Annotated in this window: 14 protein-coding genes and 3 pseudogenes; 13 read left to right on the forward strand and 4 right to left on the reverse strand. The window is 45.9% G+C overall.

What is annotated here, in order from left to right; genetic code table 11:
* The first annotated feature begins 130 nt into the window (after positions 1 to 130).
* The 9 genes and pseudogenes from yaaA to deoD all read left to right on the forward strand — a co-directional run bounded on the left by yaaA (position 131) and on the right by deoD (position 8,249).
* Complete coding sequence (yaaA, locus tag BLO31_RS00975; RefSeq protein ID WP_070962470.1) at positions 131 to 907, forward strand: peroxide stress protein YaaA; 777 nt, start codon at positions 131 to 133, stop codon at positions 905 to 907.
* Positions 908 to 929: 22 nt separating this feature from the next.
* Complete coding sequence (locus tag BLO31_RS23680; protein ID WP_175443150.1) at positions 930 to 1,061, forward strand: DUF5363 family protein; 132 nt, start codon at positions 930 to 932, stop codon at positions 1,059 to 1,061.
* Positions 1,062 to 1,834, forward strand: a pseudogene (locus BLO31_RS00980) (TatD family hydrolase).
* A gap of 205 nt (positions 1,835 to 2,039) precedes the next feature.
* Positions 2,040 to 3,301: pseudogene (locus BLO31_RS00985) on the forward strand (NupC/NupG family nucleoside CNT transporter).
* 233 nt (positions 3,302 to 3,534) lie between these two features.
* Positions 3,535 to 3,705, forward strand: coding sequence for a XapX domain-containing protein (locus BLO31_RS00990; RefSeq protein ID WP_070962472.1), 171 nt, complete (start codon positions 3,535 to 3,537; stop codon positions 3,703 to 3,705).
* Positions 3,706 to 3,948: 243 nt separating this feature from the next.
* Positions 3,949 to 4,725 (forward strand): deoxyribose-phosphate aldolase, encoded by a 777-nt coding sequence (gene deoC / locus BLO31_RS00995; protein WP_070962474.1) that lies wholly within the window; start codon positions 3,949 to 3,951, stop codon positions 4,723 to 4,725.
* An 86-nt stretch (positions 4,726 to 4,811) separates the two neighbouring features.
* A complete protein-coding gene (deoA, locus tag BLO31_RS01000) occupies positions 4,812 to 6,140 on the forward strand; it encodes a thymidine phosphorylase (protein ID WP_070962475.1) in 1,329 nt (442 codons plus the stop codon).
* 51 nt (positions 6,141 to 6,191) lie between these two features.
* Positions 6,192 to 7,412, forward strand: a complete 1,221-nt coding sequence (locus tag BLO31_RS01005; RefSeq protein WP_070962476.1) for a phosphopentomutase — start codon at positions 6,192 to 6,194, stop codon at positions 7,410 to 7,412.
* Between the two features lie 118 nt (positions 7,413 to 7,530).
* A pseudogene (gene deoD / locus BLO31_RS01010) lies at positions 7,531 to 8,249 on the forward strand (purine-nucleoside phosphorylase).
* Positions 8,250 to 8,304: 55 nt separating this feature from the next.
* Here deoD and BLO31_RS01015 read toward each other — a convergent pair.
* Entirely contained in the window at positions 8,305 to 8,907 is a 603-nt protein-coding gene (locus BLO31_RS01015) for a YtjB family periplasmic protein (protein ID WP_070962477.1), read from the reverse strand.
* Between the two features lie 171 nt (positions 8,908 to 9,078).
* On the opposite strand from BLO31_RS01015, the gene serB reads away from it, so the two are divergent.
* Entirely contained in the window at positions 9,079 to 10,047 is a 969-nt protein-coding gene (serB, locus tag BLO31_RS01020) for a phosphoserine phosphatase (protein ID WP_070962478.1), read from the forward strand.
* Positions 10,048 to 10,114: 67 nt separating this feature from the next.
* On the opposite strand, the gene BLO31_RS01025 is transcribed toward serB, so the two are convergent.
* Complete coding sequence (locus tag BLO31_RS01025) at positions 10,115 to 12,457, reverse strand: PilZ domain-containing protein (RefSeq protein WP_070962479.1); 2,343 nt, start codon at positions 12,455 to 12,457, stop codon at positions 10,115 to 10,117.
* Positions 12,458 to 12,593: 136 nt separating this feature from the next.
* On the opposite strand from BLO31_RS01025, the gene radA reads away from it, so the two are divergent.
* Together radA and fusA are read left to right on the forward strand one after the other, a co-directional pair.
* On the forward strand, positions 12,594 to 13,976 hold the full coding sequence (gene radA / locus BLO31_RS01030) for a DNA repair protein RadA (protein ID WP_070962480.1): 1,383 nt from the start codon (positions 12,594 to 12,596) through the stop codon (positions 13,974 to 13,976).
* A 260-nt stretch (positions 13,977 to 14,236) separates the two neighbouring features.
* Entirely contained in the window at positions 14,237 to 16,327 is a 2,091-nt protein-coding gene (fusA, locus tag BLO31_RS01035; protein ID WP_070962481.1) for an elongation factor G, read from the forward strand.
* 48 nt (positions 16,328 to 16,375) lie between these two features.
* On the opposite strand, the gene BLO31_RS01040 is transcribed toward fusA, so the two are convergent.
* On the reverse strand, positions 16,376 to 17,332 hold the full coding sequence (locus tag BLO31_RS01040; protein WP_070962482.1) for a LysR substrate-binding domain-containing protein: 957 nt from the start codon (positions 17,330 to 17,332) through the stop codon (positions 16,376 to 16,378).
* A gap of 100 nt (positions 17,333 to 17,432) precedes the next feature.
* Here BLO31_RS01040 and BLO31_RS24185 point away from each other — a divergent pair, with 100 nt between their 5' ends.
* Positions 17,433 to 17,639, forward strand: a complete 207-nt coding sequence (locus BLO31_RS24185) for a DUF1127 domain-containing protein (RefSeq protein WP_070962483.1) — start codon at positions 17,433 to 17,435, stop codon at positions 17,637 to 17,639.
* Between the two features lie 102 nt (positions 17,640 to 17,741).
* Here the strand turns inward: BLO31_RS24185 and BLO31_RS01050 are convergent, their stop codons facing one another.
* On the reverse strand, positions 17,742 to 18,653 hold the full coding sequence (locus tag BLO31_RS01050; protein WP_070962484.1) for a LysR substrate-binding domain-containing protein: 912 nt from the start codon (positions 18,651 to 18,653) through the stop codon (positions 17,742 to 17,744).
* Between the last annotated feature and the right edge of the window lie 43 nt (positions 18,654 to 18,696).

Genomic DNA, 18,696 nt, shown 5'->3' on the forward strand with positions numbered 1-18,696 from the left:
TTTTTTTGTACTCTATATAAAAGTGACGGTTTGACGAGTTATTAAGACATTGCCAACTGAGAGGCTTTTATCGATAGCTCCGTCGCTAACTAATATAAGAATAATTCCTTAGAGAAAGTAGAGTATCGCCATGTTGATTGTCGTATCACCCGCTAAAACACTAGATTATGAGTCGCCACTAGCTACTCATACCTATACTCAACCAGAGTTGGTCGAGCATTCAAAGGTTCTTATCCGAGAGTGTAGAAAACTGACGCCTGCCGATATTGCTTCCCTGATGAAGGTGAGTGACAAAATCGCCAGTTTAAACGTCGCTCGTTTTGAAGAGTGGAGTGAAGTCTTCACCACGGATAATGCTAGACAAGCGATTCTCGCTTTTAAAGGGGATGTTTATACTGGCCTTGATGCCCAAACGCTTTCTGAGCAGGATTTCGAGTATGCTCAGCAGCATCTTCGCATGTTATCCGGCCTATATGGGCTGTTAAAGCCTTTAGATCTGATGCAGCCTTACCGTCTTGAAATGGGCACAAAGTTAAGCAATGAGCGAGGCACTAACCTCTATCAATTCTGGGGTGATATTATTACCGATAAGCTCAACCAAGATATTGCCGTACAAGGGGATAATGTGCTGGTGAATCTAGCATCAAACGAATACTTTAAAGCGGTAAAGCCCAAGTCATTGGATGCGCAGGTGATCACGCCCGTGTTTAAAGACTGTAAGAAAGGGCAGTATAAGGTTATTAGTTTTTATGCCAAAAAAGCGAGAGGAATGATGGCTCGCTACATTATTGAAAACCGAATTGAGAGTGTGGCCGAACTGACCAAGTTTGATACCGCTGGTTATTACTTTGTCGAACAAGAGTCGACTCCAACAGAGTTGGTATTCAAACGGGAAGAACAGGTTTAAATAACTGGATAGCAGGTAAAACATGATTGCATGGTTTAAAAAGTGGATTGCTAAATATGATGCGTGGTGCGCTTCAATGGGGCTAACACCGGAAAACAAACGCAGTTGCGTCCCGTACCGCAAAGATCCAGAAACTAAAAAAGAGGCGCAGTAGATGCGCCTTTTTGATACTCATTGCCACCTTGATTTTGATGTGTTTGGCTCCGATCTTGAGGCGCATCTTCAGTTGGCGAGAGAAAAGCGAGTAGAACGCTTTTTGGTCCCCTCTATTGGCAAGCAAAACTGGCAAAAAGTGTTTGGTTTAGCAAATGCACAACACGGCGTCTATACCGCATTAGGATGTCACCCCTACTTTTTGTCCTCTTCTCACTTAGACGATCTGATCCAATTGGAGCGTTTATTAAACCAAAAAGCCCAACATTGTGTTGCGTAGGTGAGTGCGGTTTGGATTGGATGATAGATGTTGACCAAGCTCGCCAAGAAGCCTTTTTTGAACCTCAGCTATTACTGGCAAAGCAGTTGGGATTGCCTTTGGTTTTACACAGCCGAAAAGCCCACAATCGACTTTTGCAATTGATTAAGCAACACAGCTTCACCAATGGTGGAATACTGCACGGCTATTCGGGGAGTTACCAACAGGCTAAGCAGTTTGTCGATATGGGCTTTTACATAGGCGTTGGTGGTGTGATTACTTATCCTAGAGCGAATAAAACCCGTCAGGCGATCGCGTCGTTGCCAATAGATAGCTTAGTACTGGAAACGGACGCCCCGGACATGCCACTTTATGGACAACAAGGCAAGATAAACAGCCCACACTTCCTTACACAGACCTTGTTAGAACTCACACAACTCAAGAAAATCTCTACGCAAACGATTGCTGAAAACGTTTGGAAAAATGCCTTTTCCGCCCTGAATATTTGTGAATAAAATCGAAATAAAATGTTTGATTCATGATTCTATATTAAAAATATGTTGATCCCGATCACGCTTTTGAGTGAATGAGACATGAATCTTATAAGAAACTGTGAAGGTGGCATTACTTTCTATTAGGAGGGCTGCGTATAATTGCCCTCGCTTTTGAGCTCCATTTTTGTAACACGCCAACAAATAACATATAAGGAAGTCATAAACTATGAGCCTGTTTATGAGCCTAATCGGTATGGCAGTACTGCTTGGAATTGCATTACTACTGTCAGATAACCGCAAAGCTATCAATCTACGAACTGTGGGTGGCGCATTTGCTATCCAATTTTTAATCGGTGGTTTCGTTCTTTACGTACCATGGGGTCGTGACCTTCTAGCTGGTTTTTCAGCTGGTGTACAAAACGTTATCGACTACGGTAAAGACGGTACTGGTTTCCTATTTGGCAGCCTAGTGAACTTCTCTGTTGAAGGGATCGGTTTCATCTTCGCTTTCCAAGTACTACCTACACTAATCTTCTTCTCTGCACTTATCTCTGTACTTTACTACGTAGGTATCATGCAGTGGGTTATCAAGATTCTTGGTGGTGGCCTACAAAAAGCACTAGGTACTTCACGTGCCGAGTCTATGTCTGCAGCAGCTAACATTTTCGTTGGTCAAACAGAAGCACCTCTAGTGGTTCGTCCGTTTGTACCTCGCATGACTCAGTCTGAGCTATTTGCTGTAATGTGTGGTGGTCTAGCTTCTGTTGCTGGTGGTGTACTAGCGGGTTACGCATCTATGGGTGTACCTCTAGAGTACCTTGTAGCTGCGTCATTTATGGCGGCACCTGGTGGTCTACTATTCGCTAAAATCATCAAACCAGAAACTGATGAGCCAAACGAAGAACTTAACGCTGATATCGACGGTGGCGACGACAAGCCAGCGAACGTAATCGATGCAGCAGCAGGCGGCGCGTCTGTTGGTCTACAACTCGCTCTAAACGTTGGTGCAATGCTACTAGCCTTTGTTGGTCTAATCGCATTGATCAACGGTATCCTAGGTGGTGTTGGTGGTTGGTTCGGTATGGAAAACCTAACTCTAGAACTGATTCTAGGTTGGTTGTTCGCACCTCTAGCATTCCTAATTGGTGTGCCATGGGCTGAAGCTACATTCGCGGGTTCTTTCATCGGTCAAAAACTGGTTGTAAACGAATTCGTTGCTTACCTAAACTTCGTACCTTACGTTGGTGACGCTGCACAAGTTGTTCCAGCAACAGGCGAAGTAATGTCTGAGAAGACTCAAGCATCATCGCTTTCGCACTTTGTGGTTTCGCTAACCTTTCTTCTATCGCGATCCTACTTGGTGGTCTAGGTGGCCTAGCGCCAGCGCGTCGCCACGACATCGCGCGTATGGGTATTAAAGCAGTGTGTGCTGGTACGCTATCTAACTTGATGGCTGCAACCATTGCTGGCTTCTTCCTATCTTTCTAATTAAGTAGAGATAGATTATATAGACGCCGTTTAATATCGCCCCGTAGCAAGAAATTGCTGCGGGGCTTTTTTGTTTTTAGCTTCCTAAAAAGCAGTCTCCAATAAAAATGGATTGCGTTAGGGAATGAAATGGACTCTTTTTTGAGATACAAACCGTTTGCGTTTTAAGCACAACTATTGTTTTGCGATAAACATCTATAATCTATTTGTTATAGAAAACTAGGGGAAAACTTATGAATGAAGTTGTCCTTGCAACTCTCGCTGGATTTGCAGTTGGGATCCTGTTTTCCGCCATCAAGCTTCCCGTTCCTGCTCCGCCGGTATTATCCGGTGTTATGGGGGTTGTGGGTGTATATCTTGGTGGCATCACTTATCAATGGATTATTGAAAGGTTTTTCAGCTAACGCTGTGGTTACACGGAGTAACACAGAGTTAGGGGTAACGAGTTTACCCAAACGTTAGACACCGCAATCAACGATTGTTGTGCCATAGACCAGACTGGTACTGTGCGGTGACAGGGATAGCAATTGGTGCGTGAATGTTCGCAACGCGCACCGAGTCTTCAAGGAACCAAGTCCGTTCATAAATCACTGCTGATCTGAGATCAGATAAGCAGTTTAATTTTTGAATATTGATCGGAGATAGAAATGAGCGATTTAAAAGCAGCGGCACTACGTGCACTGAAACTTATGGATCTTACAACGCTGAATGACGATGACACTGATGCAAAAGTGATCTCACTTTGTCACGACGCAAAAACAGCTGTTGGTAACACCGCAGCAATTTGTATTTACCCACGCTTTATTCCTATTGCAAAGAAGACGCTTCGTGAGCAAGGTACACCAGAAGTACGCATCGCAACGGTGACGAACTTCCCTCACGGCAATGATGATATTGAAATTGCAGTAGCAGAAACGAAAGCGGCAGTAGCATACGGTGCCGATGAAGTAGACGTGGTGTTCCCGTATCGCGCGCTGATCGCAGGTGATGAAAAAGTTGGTTTTGAACTGGTTAAACAGTGTAAAGAAGCGTGTGGTGACACTCTTCTTAAAGTGATCATCGAAACTGGTGAACTCAAAGAAGAAGCGTTGATTAAAAAAGCGTCACAGATCTGTATTGAAGCAGGTGCTGACTTTATCAAAACTTCAACGGGCAAAGTGCCAGTTAACGCAACGCCAGAATACGCGCGCATGATGTTAGAAGTGATTCGCGATATGGGTGTAGCAGAGAAAGTCGGTTTTAAACCGGCAGGTGGTGTTCGCACCGCAGAAGATGCGGCGCAATATCTAGCGATGGCTGACGATATTTTAGGTGCGGATTGGGCTGACAACATGCACTACCGTTTTGGTGCATCTAGCCTACTAACTAACCTACTAAATACATTAGAAGTAACAGACCAAGTAGCTGATCCAACAGCTTACTAATCCTTTGTCTGATTGAATGGTGAGCGCTTTTGAGCTCGCCGTTTTTCCTCTTATCCTACACTCTGGCAAATGCCAAGGGGGAGCTAATGTACTTACCTCAAGAAATTATTCGTAAAAAACGCGACGGCCAAGAGCTGAGCGCAGAAGAAATTCAATTCTTTATTCAAGGTGTAGCGAACAACACGGTATCTGAAGGTCAGATTGCTGCGTTTGCTATGACGATCTTTTTTAATGAAATGACCATGGATGAGCGAATCGCACTCACTTGTGCAATGCGTGACTCCGGTATGGTTATCAACTGGGACTACATGAACTTTGGCGGGCCAATTGTCGACAAACACTCAACAGGTGGTGTGGGCGATGTTACGTCATTGATGCTTGGACCAATGGTGGCGGCATGTGGTGGATTTGTTCCTATGATTTCCGGTCGTGGCCTTGGTCATACAGGTGGCACGCTTGATAAGCTGGAATCTATCCCCGGTTACAATATTACGCCGACCAACGAAGTTTTTGGCTTGGTTACGAAAGACGCGGGTGTGGCCATAATTGGTCAAACTGGGGACTTAGCTCCTGCGGATAAACGCGTTTATGCCACTCGCGATATCACCGCAACGGTAGACAACATTTCACTCATCACCGCCTCCATTCTTTCTAAGAAGCTAGCCGCCGGCCTAGAGTCACTTGTGATGGATGTAAAAGTGGGCTCTGGCGCTTTTATGCCTACCTACCAAGCATCGGAAGAGTTGGCTAAATCTATTGTCGCGGTTGCAAACGGTGCAGGGACACAAACCACGGCAATTTTGACCGATATGAACCAAGTACTGGCTTCATCGGCGGGTAATGCTGTCGAAGTACGCGAAGCGGTTCAATTCCTCACGGGTGAGTACCGAAACCCTCGCTTGTATGAAGTGACCATGGCGCTATGTGCAGAAATGTTGGTACTTGGCAAGCTGGCAGATACCACCGAGCAGGCTAGAAAACAGCTTGATGAAGTGCTTGAGAACGGTAAAGCGGCGCACTGTTTTGGCAAAATGGTGGCGGGTTTAGGTGGCCCAGTAGATTTTGTGGCGAATTACGACAATTACCTAGAAAAAGCTGAAATTATCAAACCTGTTTATGCCAAAGAGACCGGTGTAGTTTCAGCTATGGATACACGCGAGATCGGCATGGCTGTCGTAGGTATGGGTGGTGGACGTCGAGTTGCTACCGATGTCATCGATTACGCCGTCGGCTTTGACCAGTTTATTCGCCTTGGTCAAGTAGCAGATGAAAACCGACCACTAGCGGTGATTCACGCCAGAACTGAAGAGCAGTGGCAAGAAGCGGCAGAAGCGCTTCAATCTGCGATCACGGTGGGTGGTGAGTACGTTGAAACCCCAGACGTTTATCGTCAAATCCGAGCAGAAGATATTTAATAATCAGGTTGGTCGGGTGAAAAATCCCCAGACTGGCCGAAGGAAGAAGTAATGAAAAGAGCATTTATTTTAGTTTTAGACTCCTTTGGGATTGGTGCAACCGCTGATGCCGATAAGTTTGGCGATGTGGGTTCGGATACGCTAGGTCATATCGCTGACCGTTGTGATCAAGGTTACGCCGATACCGAAGAGCGAGCAGGAATGTTAACGCTACCAAATTTGTCTAAACTTGGCCTTGCCATGGCTCATAAAGAGTCAACGGGTCGATTTGCACCGGGTCTAGATATCGACGCCGAAATCATTGGTGCCTATGGTCATGCAGCTGAACTCTCGTCCGGTAAAGATACTCCTTCTGGCCACTGGGAAATCGCAGGTGTTCCTGTTCTTTTTGACTGGGGGTATTTCACTGATAAGCAGAACAGCTTTCCACAAGAGCTGCTCGACCGCATCGTTACACGTGCAAAACTGCCGGGTTACTTAGGTAACTGCCACGCGTCTGGTACTCAAGTATTGGACGATTTGGGTGAAGAGCACATGGAAACGGGCAAGCCTATTTTCTACACTTCAGCGGATTCGGTTTTTCAGATTGCATGTCACGAAGAGACCTATGGTTTAGACAATTTACTAGAGCTTTGTCAGATCGTTCGTGAAGAGCTTGAAGATTACAATATCGGTCGAGTGATAGCTCGTCCATTTATCGGCCCTAAAGCGGGTGAATTTGAGCGCACTGGCAACCGTCGCGATTTGTCGGTAGAGCCACCTTCAGCAACGGTATTGCAAAAGCTGGTGGAAGAGAAAAATGGCGAAGTCGTTTCTATTGGTAAAATTGCTGATATTTATGCCAATTGTGGTATTACTCAAAAAGTAAAAGCGACAGGAATTCCAGCCTTGTTTGATGCCACTTTGCAAGAGGTCGAAAAAGCGGGTGACAATACCATAGTGTTCACCAACTTTGTTGATTTTGATTCAGCATACGGCCACCGTCGTGACGTGGCAGGCTATGCTGCGGCATTGGAATACTTTGATAAGCGCCTTCCAGAAGTTCTAGAACTGATGAAAGAAGACGATGTGCTTATCCTAACCGCAGACCACGGTTGCGATCCAACGTGGGAAGGAACGGATCATACCCGCGAGCACATTCCAGTGCTTGTTTACGGCAAAAATGTTCCAGCAGGCTCTTTGGGATTGCGTGACTCATTTGCGGATATTGGTCAGTCACTGGCCAACTACTTTGAGACCTCTCCAATGGGGCACGGAAGTAACTTTCTTTAATTAAGTCGCAAAGGGCATCGCCCTTTGCGTTATTGTTTAATCGTTAATACCTATCTAGTTAATATCGCGCAACTGTCGATATTGGGTAGAGAAGGATCAAAAAAAGGAATTAGATAAGATGGCAACTCCACATATTAATGCCGAAATGGGCGACTTTGCGACGTAGTATTAATGCCGGGTGATCCACTGCGCGCAAAATACATTGCTGAAACGTTTTTAGATGACGTTGTTCAGGTGTGTGATGTTCGTAATATGTTTGGTTATACCGGTACTTACAAAGGCCGCAAAGTGTCAGTGATGGGCCATGGTATGGGTATTCCATCCTGTTCAATTTATGTCACCGAGCTAATCAAAGATTACGGTGTGAAGAAAATTATTCGCGTAGGCAGCTGTGGCGCTGTGAGTGAAGATATCAAAGTACGTGATGTCGTTATCGGTATGGGCGCTTGCACAGACTCAAAAGTAAACCGCATTCGTTTTAAAGGCCATGATTTTGCTGCCATCGCGGATTACAAAATGGTTCGCGCAGCAGAAGAAGCAGCAAAAGCTCGTGGTGTAGACGTAAAAGTAGGTAACCTATTTTCAGCGGAGTTGTTCTACACACCAGACCCAGAAATGTTCGATGTGATGGATAAGTACGGTATTGTTGGCGTAGAAATGGAAGCGGCGGGTATCTACGGCGTTGCAGCAGAGTACGGTGCTAAAGCAGTCAGCATCTGTACGGTTTCTGATCATATTAAAACGGGAGAACAGACGACTTCCGATGAACGTCAAACCACGTTTAACGATATGATGGTTATCGCACTGGACTCAGTGTTACTGGGCGATGAAGCGTGATTTGATTTGCCAATATAATTGGGAATTAAAAACCTCAGCGCTTGCTGAGGTTTTTTTATGCTTCTTTAAGCAGTAGGTTTTCACCTTTTTTCTTGCGCCTGCGTCGAATAATGACTGGCAATAGAAGGCCACCGACAAAACTCATTGCAACCATGGTATACATGTAGCGATCACTTTTGCGGTAGTAGTGATCTGAAAATGCGGTTACTTTTCCTGTTTCAAAGGTAATACGTACAAATCCAATGACGCTTTGATCGTGAGTAATAGGAGCGACTAACTGTTGGCGGCCAATGCGCGCCGTTTCTAGCGGAGTATCTAGCCCCAATATTTCTCTAACAGAACGAGAAGTGTCGCTGGCAGCCAATCGGATACCTTGTGAATCATAAATAGCGGCATCAAATACTAGATCATCAATAGCGAGTTGATTAGTGAGCTTGAGTAGACGCTCTTGATCTTGCTGTATGATCATTTCACTGGCCGATAAAGAGGCTTGGGAAATCAGAATGTTAGTTAGGGTTTCTAACTGGTTAGCCTGAATCTCTTCATTACCTTTGGATATCTTTACGCTGTTTACACCCACCACCAGTACCATGGCGACAAGCAGTAGCACAGCCATCACTTTTATTGCTATCCGAAATGAAAACAAAGAAGAGTCCATAGCTCCTCCAAAATAGTATATTGCGATACCTAAGAGCATAACCTCGCTGGCCCATAAGGTACAGCAGCGAAGCCTTTTTTGAGGAGGTTTGCGCATATTCAGACTTGCACAGGTAATTTGCAATAGGGTAAGTTGTGCAGAGCATAAATGGATTTACACATGGAATAGTAGATGACTCTATCGATTTACCGTCATACCCCAATCTTAAACCGATTTCCTGAGACTCAAGACTCTTGTTGGCATGATAAAGAAAAAGCCAATTGGATTGTTTACGCAAAAGGACTTTACCCAGAGCAATTTGACGATATAGATTTTTTTGTTGGTTATACCAACACCATCGTTGATGCATGGTGCGTAGGCCAATACGAAGTTGCCTTAATGGCTGGCGAGCTCACTCCAGAGCACGAACAAATTCTACAAGCACTTAAGCTTGATTACGCTCGCCTAACGGATGTACCAGACGTATCCAAACCGGGTGTTATTGTGCTCGACATGGACTCTACCGCGATCGAAATTGAGTGCATTGATGAAATCGCCAAACTGGCGGGTGTCGGTGATGAAGTTTCTGAAGTGACCGAACGAGCTATGCAAGGTGAACTCGATTTTGAAGAGAGCCTTCGCGCTCGTGTTGGCAAACTTGCTCAAGCCGACGAAGGGATTCTTGACAAAGTGCGCTCAGAGCTACCTTTAATGCCTGATTTAGAAAACATGATTGCGACGCTACAAGCCTTTGGGTGGAAAACTGCGATTGCTTCAGGTGGCTTTACTTACTTTTCAGACCATCTAAAAGGTTTGTTGAACTTAGATCATGCCCAATCAAATCAGCTAGAAATTATTGATGGGAAGTTGACCGGGAAAGTAATAGGAGATGTAGTCTCTGCACAGACCAAGGCTGATATTCTAGCGCAACTCGTCGAGAGCTATGATTTAGAACCGCACAACACTATTGCTGTGGGCGATGGTGCCAACGACTTAATTATGATGGGAGCCGCTGGTTTGGGTGTGGCATATCACGCTAAACCAAAGGTAGAACAACAGGCGCAAGTCGCTATTCGATATGCTGGTCTAGGCGGAATTGTCTGCATACTTTCTGCTATTTTGGTGAAGCAGAAAAAAGTGAGCTGGCAGCCTAAACCATAGTGGATGGTAAAAAGCGAGGCATCGACCTCGCTTTTTATTTTACGGTTGTCTAATCTGCGCCTAGAGACTATTTCGTCAGTTCGAGTCGAATTAACACTTCCTCAGTAATGTCGATGATTTCACCGTATCCCAAAATGGCGCTGATGTCTTTTTCTAGCGTTCTGGCCTGATGCATACTGATGTGGGTTAACTCTTCGATATCTTTTCTCAACAAAGCCGTAATAGGGTCAAAAACAGGGGCGCCGCAAATTCGCAGCGCGTAGAACTCTCCCATAGACTGAGCGTCTTTGATAAAGCGAATTCTCTCTTTTAGGTTTTCAAAATCCGTTGTTAAGTGGGTTTCTAGCGACTGAATACGAGTGCCAAACTTAGACGCCGAAATATAGATGTCGTGATACTGGGGCTCAGCGCCTTCTACACGCTTCATCGGATCGGCGAGCAGAGTACTGGTTCGGCCCTTATAGATAGGCTCCAACGAGAATCTCGCTTCGTGGCCTAATTTGGCAAGCAGTGCGATGTGCGGCAAAAGAGGGTAGTTAACCCCAATAACGGTTGGTTTTAAGTTCGGTCCGCGTTTTTCGACAAACACAGGTGTACTGACCATTTTGTCGAGCAAGATATTGTGCAGAGCTTCCAAGAGTTCGTTTGTCGGCAGTAGCTCCCTTTTGGCAACCAGTTTGTCTAAGTTGTGGTCGATCAGCTTGCCAAAAAAGGCAATGGTCTTCATGGTGTGCTTGTCTTCTTGCATGACCAATTGCAGACTGCGGCCATTGTTGTTCACTCGAATCACTTTATAAGGGACGTTTTCGAGTGGCAGGGATTTATCGTAAAGCTTGAGCTCTTCAAAGCTTAAGTGGCATAAATCATCGGCTTTAAGTCGACACGGGGTTTTCAGGGCTAAACTTATCCCTCGTTTCGATATGTCTAACGTGGTACCGACAATCGCTCCTGCTTCGTTCTTAAGCAGAATTGGAGAGCGAAACTGGAAACGCGGCTCTTTGCGGCGAGATTTGGCATCAAAATAGAGACACGAAGGCAGCGTGGGGATATTTCTTGATTGAATAAACGGATTGAGTTTATTACTCGGCAGACGCGGCTTTTCCGTCAGCAAGTAATCTTTGGCCACTCTGTCATCTGCGATCTCCTGCAAAATGCCGCAGTGGGTCAGTTCTTTATTTTTTAGTGCTAACTCATTTGAAAAAGAGGAGAGCTGCAGTTTATCGTCTTCAGATAACTCGAAGACAGAGATCCGAAATACGCGCCAACTCTCTTTTTTTGCCCCTATATGCCAAAAGAGCTGCCGAATTTCGCGACTGGCCTCTGGCATCATCATGGAAAAGAACAAGGTCTTTTCCTGATGCTCGTGGGTAAAGGAGTAGAGTACATTGTTGCTGCCGCGCATACCTGGCTTAGTCAGCACTTCCATTCTTTCAGGGTTAAACAAGCTCGACAGAGTTTGCTGATTGCGTTCATCGTGCCAGTACTGCCAAATAGATTGGTTGTTCTCTGTCATTAGCGCCAGAGTTAGCTCGTTGCCGCTAAAAAATACCGGCAGGTTACAGGTATGTTTGAGATAAGTGTGTTCGTATCCGCGAGTTCTAGCGCGAATCACTTTGTCTTGGTTGTCGTGTTTGGTGCGCTGCGAGTCGTTGAGCAAGCTCTCTTGAATGACTTCTTCTATCACCGAGGAGTCTTCTAAGCGCAGAAGACGCAAGAACTTAACTGCATCATTTTCATAGGATTCATCAATACCTACGATTCGATAGCGAATAGGACTGCGTATACCAGTAACGTCAGAGGTCTTGCGCAGCTCGACATAGTTTACGGTGACAACTTCACCTAGTTTGTAGTCAAAAGCGGTAGGAACTTTAAAGCGAGCGCCTGAGGGTGAAATGTCCACCGTCACCGCGTGAACGATTTGGTCGTTTGGCAGCTCAATTTCAATTTGCGATGAGAGCTTTAGTCGATTTTCTTTGCGTTTAAGATCGTAGCCCAAGGTCACCGGTTCAACCTCAAACGGACTATCAGCACTAGTGATTTCTTGGCCCTGAGGCTTGCCGCGTTGTTGCATCACGCGGAAATTGTTTTTCGTATTGCACAGAGCTTCCCACACTCCTTCGGTGTAACTTCCGAACTTGCGTGTATTTTTGTGATAGGCATTAAACGCCACATCATCTAGCCAATGCTTTCTTCCATCTAGCTCGTATTCGCGGCATTCACCTTTTACCCGTCCGCGCAAATCTATGCTCTTGGTACAAGGGGCCATAACACGATTAAGTTCCATTTTGACCAGAATTTTAACCGACGGAGCCTCGCCTTCTGTCATCTGCGAAAGAAGGTGTTCAAAATCGCCTGAATTGTAGGCGGGTATTAGCCGTTCAGCCAAAGAGAGAATTTCTGATTGCTGCATACTTTTCTGTTAGAGTGCCTTATGCCTCTTTAAATCGGCCTTGATATTAAGATCTTTAGTGATATGTTACTGCTGATCAACCCCGAAGATGACGAAATCAAAAGGTACGTCACATAGAATATGAATTTGAGGTGACATGGCGAAAGCAAAACGAGCATATGTGTGTAATGACTGTGGCGCAGACTTCCCGCGTTGGCAAGGGCAGTGCAATGCATGTGGAGCATGGAATACGATTAGTGAAGTTCGACTAGCGGCTTCTCCGGCAGCGGCTCGCAACGAACGATTATCTGGCTATGCGGGAACTGGCAGCGAAAGTACGGTTCAAACTTTGTCAGAAATTGATCTACAAGAGGTCCCGCGCTTCACTAGCGGTTTTAAAGAACTCGACCGAGTTTTAGGCGGTGGTGTGGTTCCCGGTGCCGCAATACTCATCGGTGGTAACCCGGGGGCAGGTAAATCGACCTTACTCCTCCAGACCATGTGTATACTTTCATCGCAAATGCCGACGTTATACGTCACCGGCGAAGAGTCTTTACAGCAAGTTGCCATGCGAGCTTCGCGATTGGGGTTGCCTAAAGAGCATTTGAAAATGTTGTCAGAAACCAATGTTGATCGCATTTGCCAAATTGCAGAGAAAGAGCAGCCCAAGATAATGGTGATCGACTCGATTCAAGTCATGCACGTCGCTGACGTTCAGTCTTCTCCGGGGAGCGTGGCACAAGTGCGCGAATCCGCCACTGCATTAACGCGTTACGCCAAGCAAAATAATGTGGCTGTCTTTATAGTAGGTCACGTTACCAAAGACGGAACACTTGCCGGACCAAAAGTACTGGAACACATTATTGACTGCTCCGTTTTACTCGACGGAGGAACAGACAGCCGTTTTAGAACTTTGCGCAGTCACAAGAACCGATTTGGCGCGGTGAATGAGTTAGGTGTATTTGCCATGACAGGGCAGGGGCTTCGCGAAGTTAGCAATCCTTCGGCTATTTTCCTGTCTCGTGGCGAAGAGCAAACATCGGGCAGTTCAGTCATGGTAGTATGGGAAGGAACACGCCCCTTACTGGTAGAGATACAGGCGCTAGTGGACTATTCACAGCTTGCCAACCCTCGCCGCGTTGCCGTGGGTCTCGAGCAAAACCGATTGTCGTTGCTATTGGCCGTACTGCACAAACACGGCGGTCTGCAAATGGCGGATCAAGACGTATTTGTAAATGTCGTCGGTGGGGTAAAAGTGACAGAAACCAGTGCAGACTTAGCTCTTCTGATGGCACTGCTTTCTAGCTTTAGAGACCGAGCTTTGCCAAAAGATGTGGTCATTTTTGGTGAGGTGGGCTTAGCGGGAGAGATTCGACCCGTACCAAGTGGTCAAGAACGCTTAAATGAAGCCTTTAAACACGGCTTTAAAAAAGCCATAGTTCCCGCTGCGAATATGCCTAAAGGCGGTATCGCGGGGATGGAAATTCATGCAGTGCAGAAACTTTCCGATGCAATAGAAGCATTTGATGCGGTTTGCTAGTCACTTTAGCCAATGCGATATGGCTCGGGGTAGCACTAGGGGCAGCAATACTATTTTTGACTATAGTTAAGATTACGCTTACCAAGCCATTTCACTTAAACTGTGGAAAATGAGTAAGAAACTAGGTCACAAAAGGGATTTCTCTATCGTTGCGTGATGGTAGAGAACTTTTTTTTATCCAACAGTACGCAAGGGTATCAGTCTTGACAGATTGTGGTATACTCTGCGCGCACTTTATACCTTATTAACAGAGTAAGACAATGACTGATTTATCAAAATACAGAAACATTGGTATTTTTGCTCACGTAGACGCGGGTAAAACTACCTCTACAGAGCGTATCCTTAAGCTAACTGGTAAAATCCACAAGATCGGTGACACTCACGACGGTTCTACAACAACCGACTTCATGGAACAGGAAGCTGAGCGTGGTATTACTATCCAGTCTGCAGCAACAACTTGTTTCTGGGACGACCACCGTCTAAACATCATCGATACTCCTGGACACGTTGACTTCACTATCGAAGTTTACCGTTCTCTAAAAGTACTTGATGGTGGTATCGGTGTATTCTGTGGTTCTGGTGGTGTTGAACCTCAGTCAGAAACAAACTGGCGTTACGCTGACGAATCACACGTATCACGTCTGATCTTCGTTAACAAACTAGACCGTATGGGCGCAGACTTCTACCGCGTTGTTGACCAAGTTGAAAACGTTCTTGGTGCAACTCCTCTAGTAATGACTCTACCTATCGGTATCGAAGAAGATTTCGTTGGTGTTGTTGACGTACTAAGCCAAAAAGCATACGTATGGGATGAGTCTGGCCAACCAGAGAACTACGAAGTTCAAGACATCCCAGCTGACCTAGTTGACAAGGCAGCAGAATACCGTGAAATGCTAATCGAAACTGCTCTAGAGCAGGACGAAGAGCTAATGATGGCTTACCTAGAAGAGGGCGAAGAGCCATCTCTAGAAGACATCAAGCGTTGTATCCGTAAAGGTACTCGCGACCTAGCATTCTTCCCAACTTACTGTGGTTCTGCATACAAGAACAAAGGTATCCAACTTATCCTTGACGCTGTAGTAGATTACCTACCAGCTCCAACAGAAGTTGACCCTCAGCCTCTAACAGACAAAGAAACTGGTGAGCCTACTGGTGAAGTAGCAACAGTTTCTGCTGAAGAGCCACTAAGAGCACTTGCGTTCAAAATCATGGACGACCGCTTTGGTGCACTAACGTTTATCCGCGTTTACTCTGGTACGTTGAAGAAGGGTGACACTATCCTTAACTCCGCAACGGGTAAAACAGAGCGTATCGGCCGTATGGTTGAGATGCACGCAGACGAGCGTAACGAAATCGATTCAGCACAAGCTGGTGACATCATCGCTGTAGTTGGTATGAAGAACGTTCAAACAGGTCACACTCTATGTGATCCTAAGAACGAATGTACTCTAGAGCCAATGATCTTCCCAGATCCAGTAATCTCTATCGCTGTTAAGCCAAAAGACAAAGGCGGCAGTGAGAAGATGGGTATCGCGATCGGTAAGATGGTTGCAGAAGACCCATCATTCCAGGTTGAGACTGATGAAGAAACTGGTGAAACTGTACTGAAAGGTATGGGCGAACTTCACCTAGACATCAAGGTTGATATCCTTAAGCGTACTTACGGCGTTGAGCTAGAAGTAGGTGCTCCACAGGTAGCTTACCGTGAAACTATCACTCAAGCAGTTGAAGATAGCTACACGCACAAGAAGCAGTCTGGTGGTTCTGGTCAGTTCGCGAAAATCGACTACCGTATCAAACCAGGTGAGCCAAACTCAGGCTTCACGTTCTCTTCAACAGTTGTTGGTGGTAACGTACCTAAAGAATTCTGGCCTGCAGTAGAGAAAGGCTTTGGCGGCATGATGGAAACTGGTGTTCTAGCTGGCTTCCCAACTCTAGACGTAGAAGTTGAACTATTCGACGGTGGTTTCCACGCAGTTGACTCTTCAGCTATCGCTTACGAAATCGCTGCTAAAGGCGCATTCCGTCAGTCTATGCCAAAAGCTGGTGCACAGCTTCTAGAGCCAATCATGCACGTTGACGTGTTCACTCCAGAAGATCACGTTGGTGACGTAATCGGTGACCTTAACCGTCGTCGTGGTATGATCAAAGACCAGCAAGCTGGTACTACTGGCGTACGTATCAAAGCAGACGTTCCTCTATCAGAAATGTTCGGCTACATCGGTACTCTACGTACAATGACATCTGGTCGTGGTCAGTTCTCTATGGAGTTCTCACACTACACTGCATGTCCTGCAAACGTTGCTGAAGAAGTTATCGCTGCAGTTAAAGAACGCAACGAGAAGAAGTAATTCTCCGTTAGCTTGATTGCGAAAAGCCCCGTTTTTACGGGGCTTTTTTTATGCGCGATTACAGCCCCAAGGCAGGGAGAAGTCAGTGTCGATAATCTCAGTGTTAACAAGGGGGTAAGTGGCTTGAAACTGGGCCACCTCTTTGATTAGCCACTGTTGGAACTGTTGTACCTTTGGCCTTTTAAAGTAGCCCGCGGGCGCACACAAGAAGTACTTGAACTTGGGCCTTAGTGCTTGGTTACCAATGCGAACCAGTTTGCCCTCGTCAATATAACGGGCAGCGATAGAGTGTTTGACCAATGCCACCCCTTGTACCGCAAGCGCTCCCTCTAGAACAAAGTGAGACCCATCGTATCGAAGCGTCGAGCGACCGCCGCTATACCCCAGATTCTCTAAATAGAGAGACCAGTCCATATCCGGCCACATATCTTCGATAAGGTCAGCTCGGGTCAGGTCTTTGACCGACATGATATTGTGCTTTTCTCTATAGAGAGGATGACAAACGGGATAGACCACATCATCCATCAACCAGCGGCTTTCTATCTTAGGGTAGGTGCCTTCCCCATAGCGGATACACAAGTCGACACTGGAATCTTCAAAGGTGACTAATCGATTGGTCGGCTCCAACAAAAATGAAAGCTCTGGATGTTGAGAGCGAAAGTCACCAATTCTCGAAACTAGCCAGTGCTGAGCAAAGGAGGGAGGCGTTGAAATAGATAACTGATACGGATTCGGATCAGTATTGATTAGGCGTACCCCCTCTTGAATATGAGAAAATCCTCTACCGGCTTGTTCATAGAGCAAGCGTCCCTCTTCGGTTAAGACCACTTTACGGTGCTGGCGAACAAACAGTTCGGTACCCAGCCAATCTTCAAGAGCACGGATCTGCTGACTGATTGCCGCTGAGGTGACAAATAGCTGTTCGGCGGCCTTTTTAAAACTGCCTTGCTGAGCGGCAATGTAAAAGTAGTAGAGTCCTTGCAAGGGGGGCATTTTCTCTTTCACTTAAGCTCTCCTTAACTCAATGTCGATTTTAATCGTTTGTGAACAACAGGTATATGATGAATTATTAACCTGTAGAAGGTCAGATTTCAAGGGGAATGCTATGCAGTTATCTATTCAATATCGCTTTAAAATTGAAATGGTTAGCCCAAAGAGACTACTTAAGAAATTTTATCTTCTACTGATGTTGTGGCGTCGTAATTACCGAACTCGCCGTCAGTTGGCGGATTTACCAGAGCACCTTTACCAAGATATTGGCGTAAGTACACCTCAAGTGAACCGCGAAGTAAAACGATGTTTTTGGGATTAATGACGCAACGTTTTCCGGTTTCCTTCCTGTCACAGCTCATCTCGGTGAAAGAGTTACTAGCAGACCGGGCTCAGCATACCGCTTGTATGCTGAGCGCTTTTCTTAGACGACCTGATCGGCTTTTAGGCCTACTTCTTCTTTCAGCCAAGAGGTAAAAGCTCGTATGCGTTCGCGGCGAGGAGAGTCCTGAGCGGTAAATAGGTTAAAGCGGATACCCGGCGTCATTCCAATGTCAAAAGGCTTGGTAAGCATGCCTCTTTCAATAAAGTCGCTGGCCAAGCAATCACTGGCTAGACAAGCGCCATGGCCCGCCATAACTGCACTTATCGCCATATCGAAAGTACCTACTTCCATCCACTGAACTTTACTCCTTTCCATATTAACGCCAGCGATTTCAAACCAAGACTGCCAAGGGTAGCAACCTGAGTCGTAATCGATTAGCCAGCACTTTAGCAGCTGTTCTGGCGAGGTAAACTGAACAGATTTGGCCAATTCTGGAGAGCAGAAAGGGTAAATTTTTTCTTCTAGTAACAGCTCTTTATCCAGATTGTTTTCACACTCCATTTTCTCCCCTTGCCATATGGCAACATCTACCGCACCGTGGCGAATATCTGGATTCTCACAGCTGGTGACGATGCGAATGGGGATATTGGGATACTGGAGGGTAAACTTCCAAAGGCGAGGTACCAGCCAGCGCGAAGCAAATGATGGCGGGACGCTGACTTTTAAAAGCCCTTCGAGTGGCTCTGATTGGATCTGGTTTAATCCCGTTAAAATGTGCTCAAAGCCGCGAGAAACTTGCTCGTATAAGGTGTGCCCTTTTTGTGTTGCAGTCATCTCTCTGCCTTTGCGCACAAAGAGTTTGCAATCGAGCTCTTCTTCTAGTTGTCGGATTTTTTGGCTGACTGCTGCCTGACTCACAAACAGTTCTTCTGCTGCTTTGCTGTAACTTTTAAGCCGAGCTGCCGCTTCAAAATAGCGCAATCCCGAAAGGTGTCTCAATCTTTTATCCATAAGCTCAACTTATACATCCTGTAAGGAGTGATCGTTCGATTAT

Origin of the sequence: Vibrio sonorensis, assembly GCF_001854765.1 — a bacterium.
GTDB classification, from domain to species: Bacteria; Pseudomonadota; Gammaproteobacteria; order Enterobacterales; family Vibrionaceae; genus Vibrio; species Vibrio sonorensis.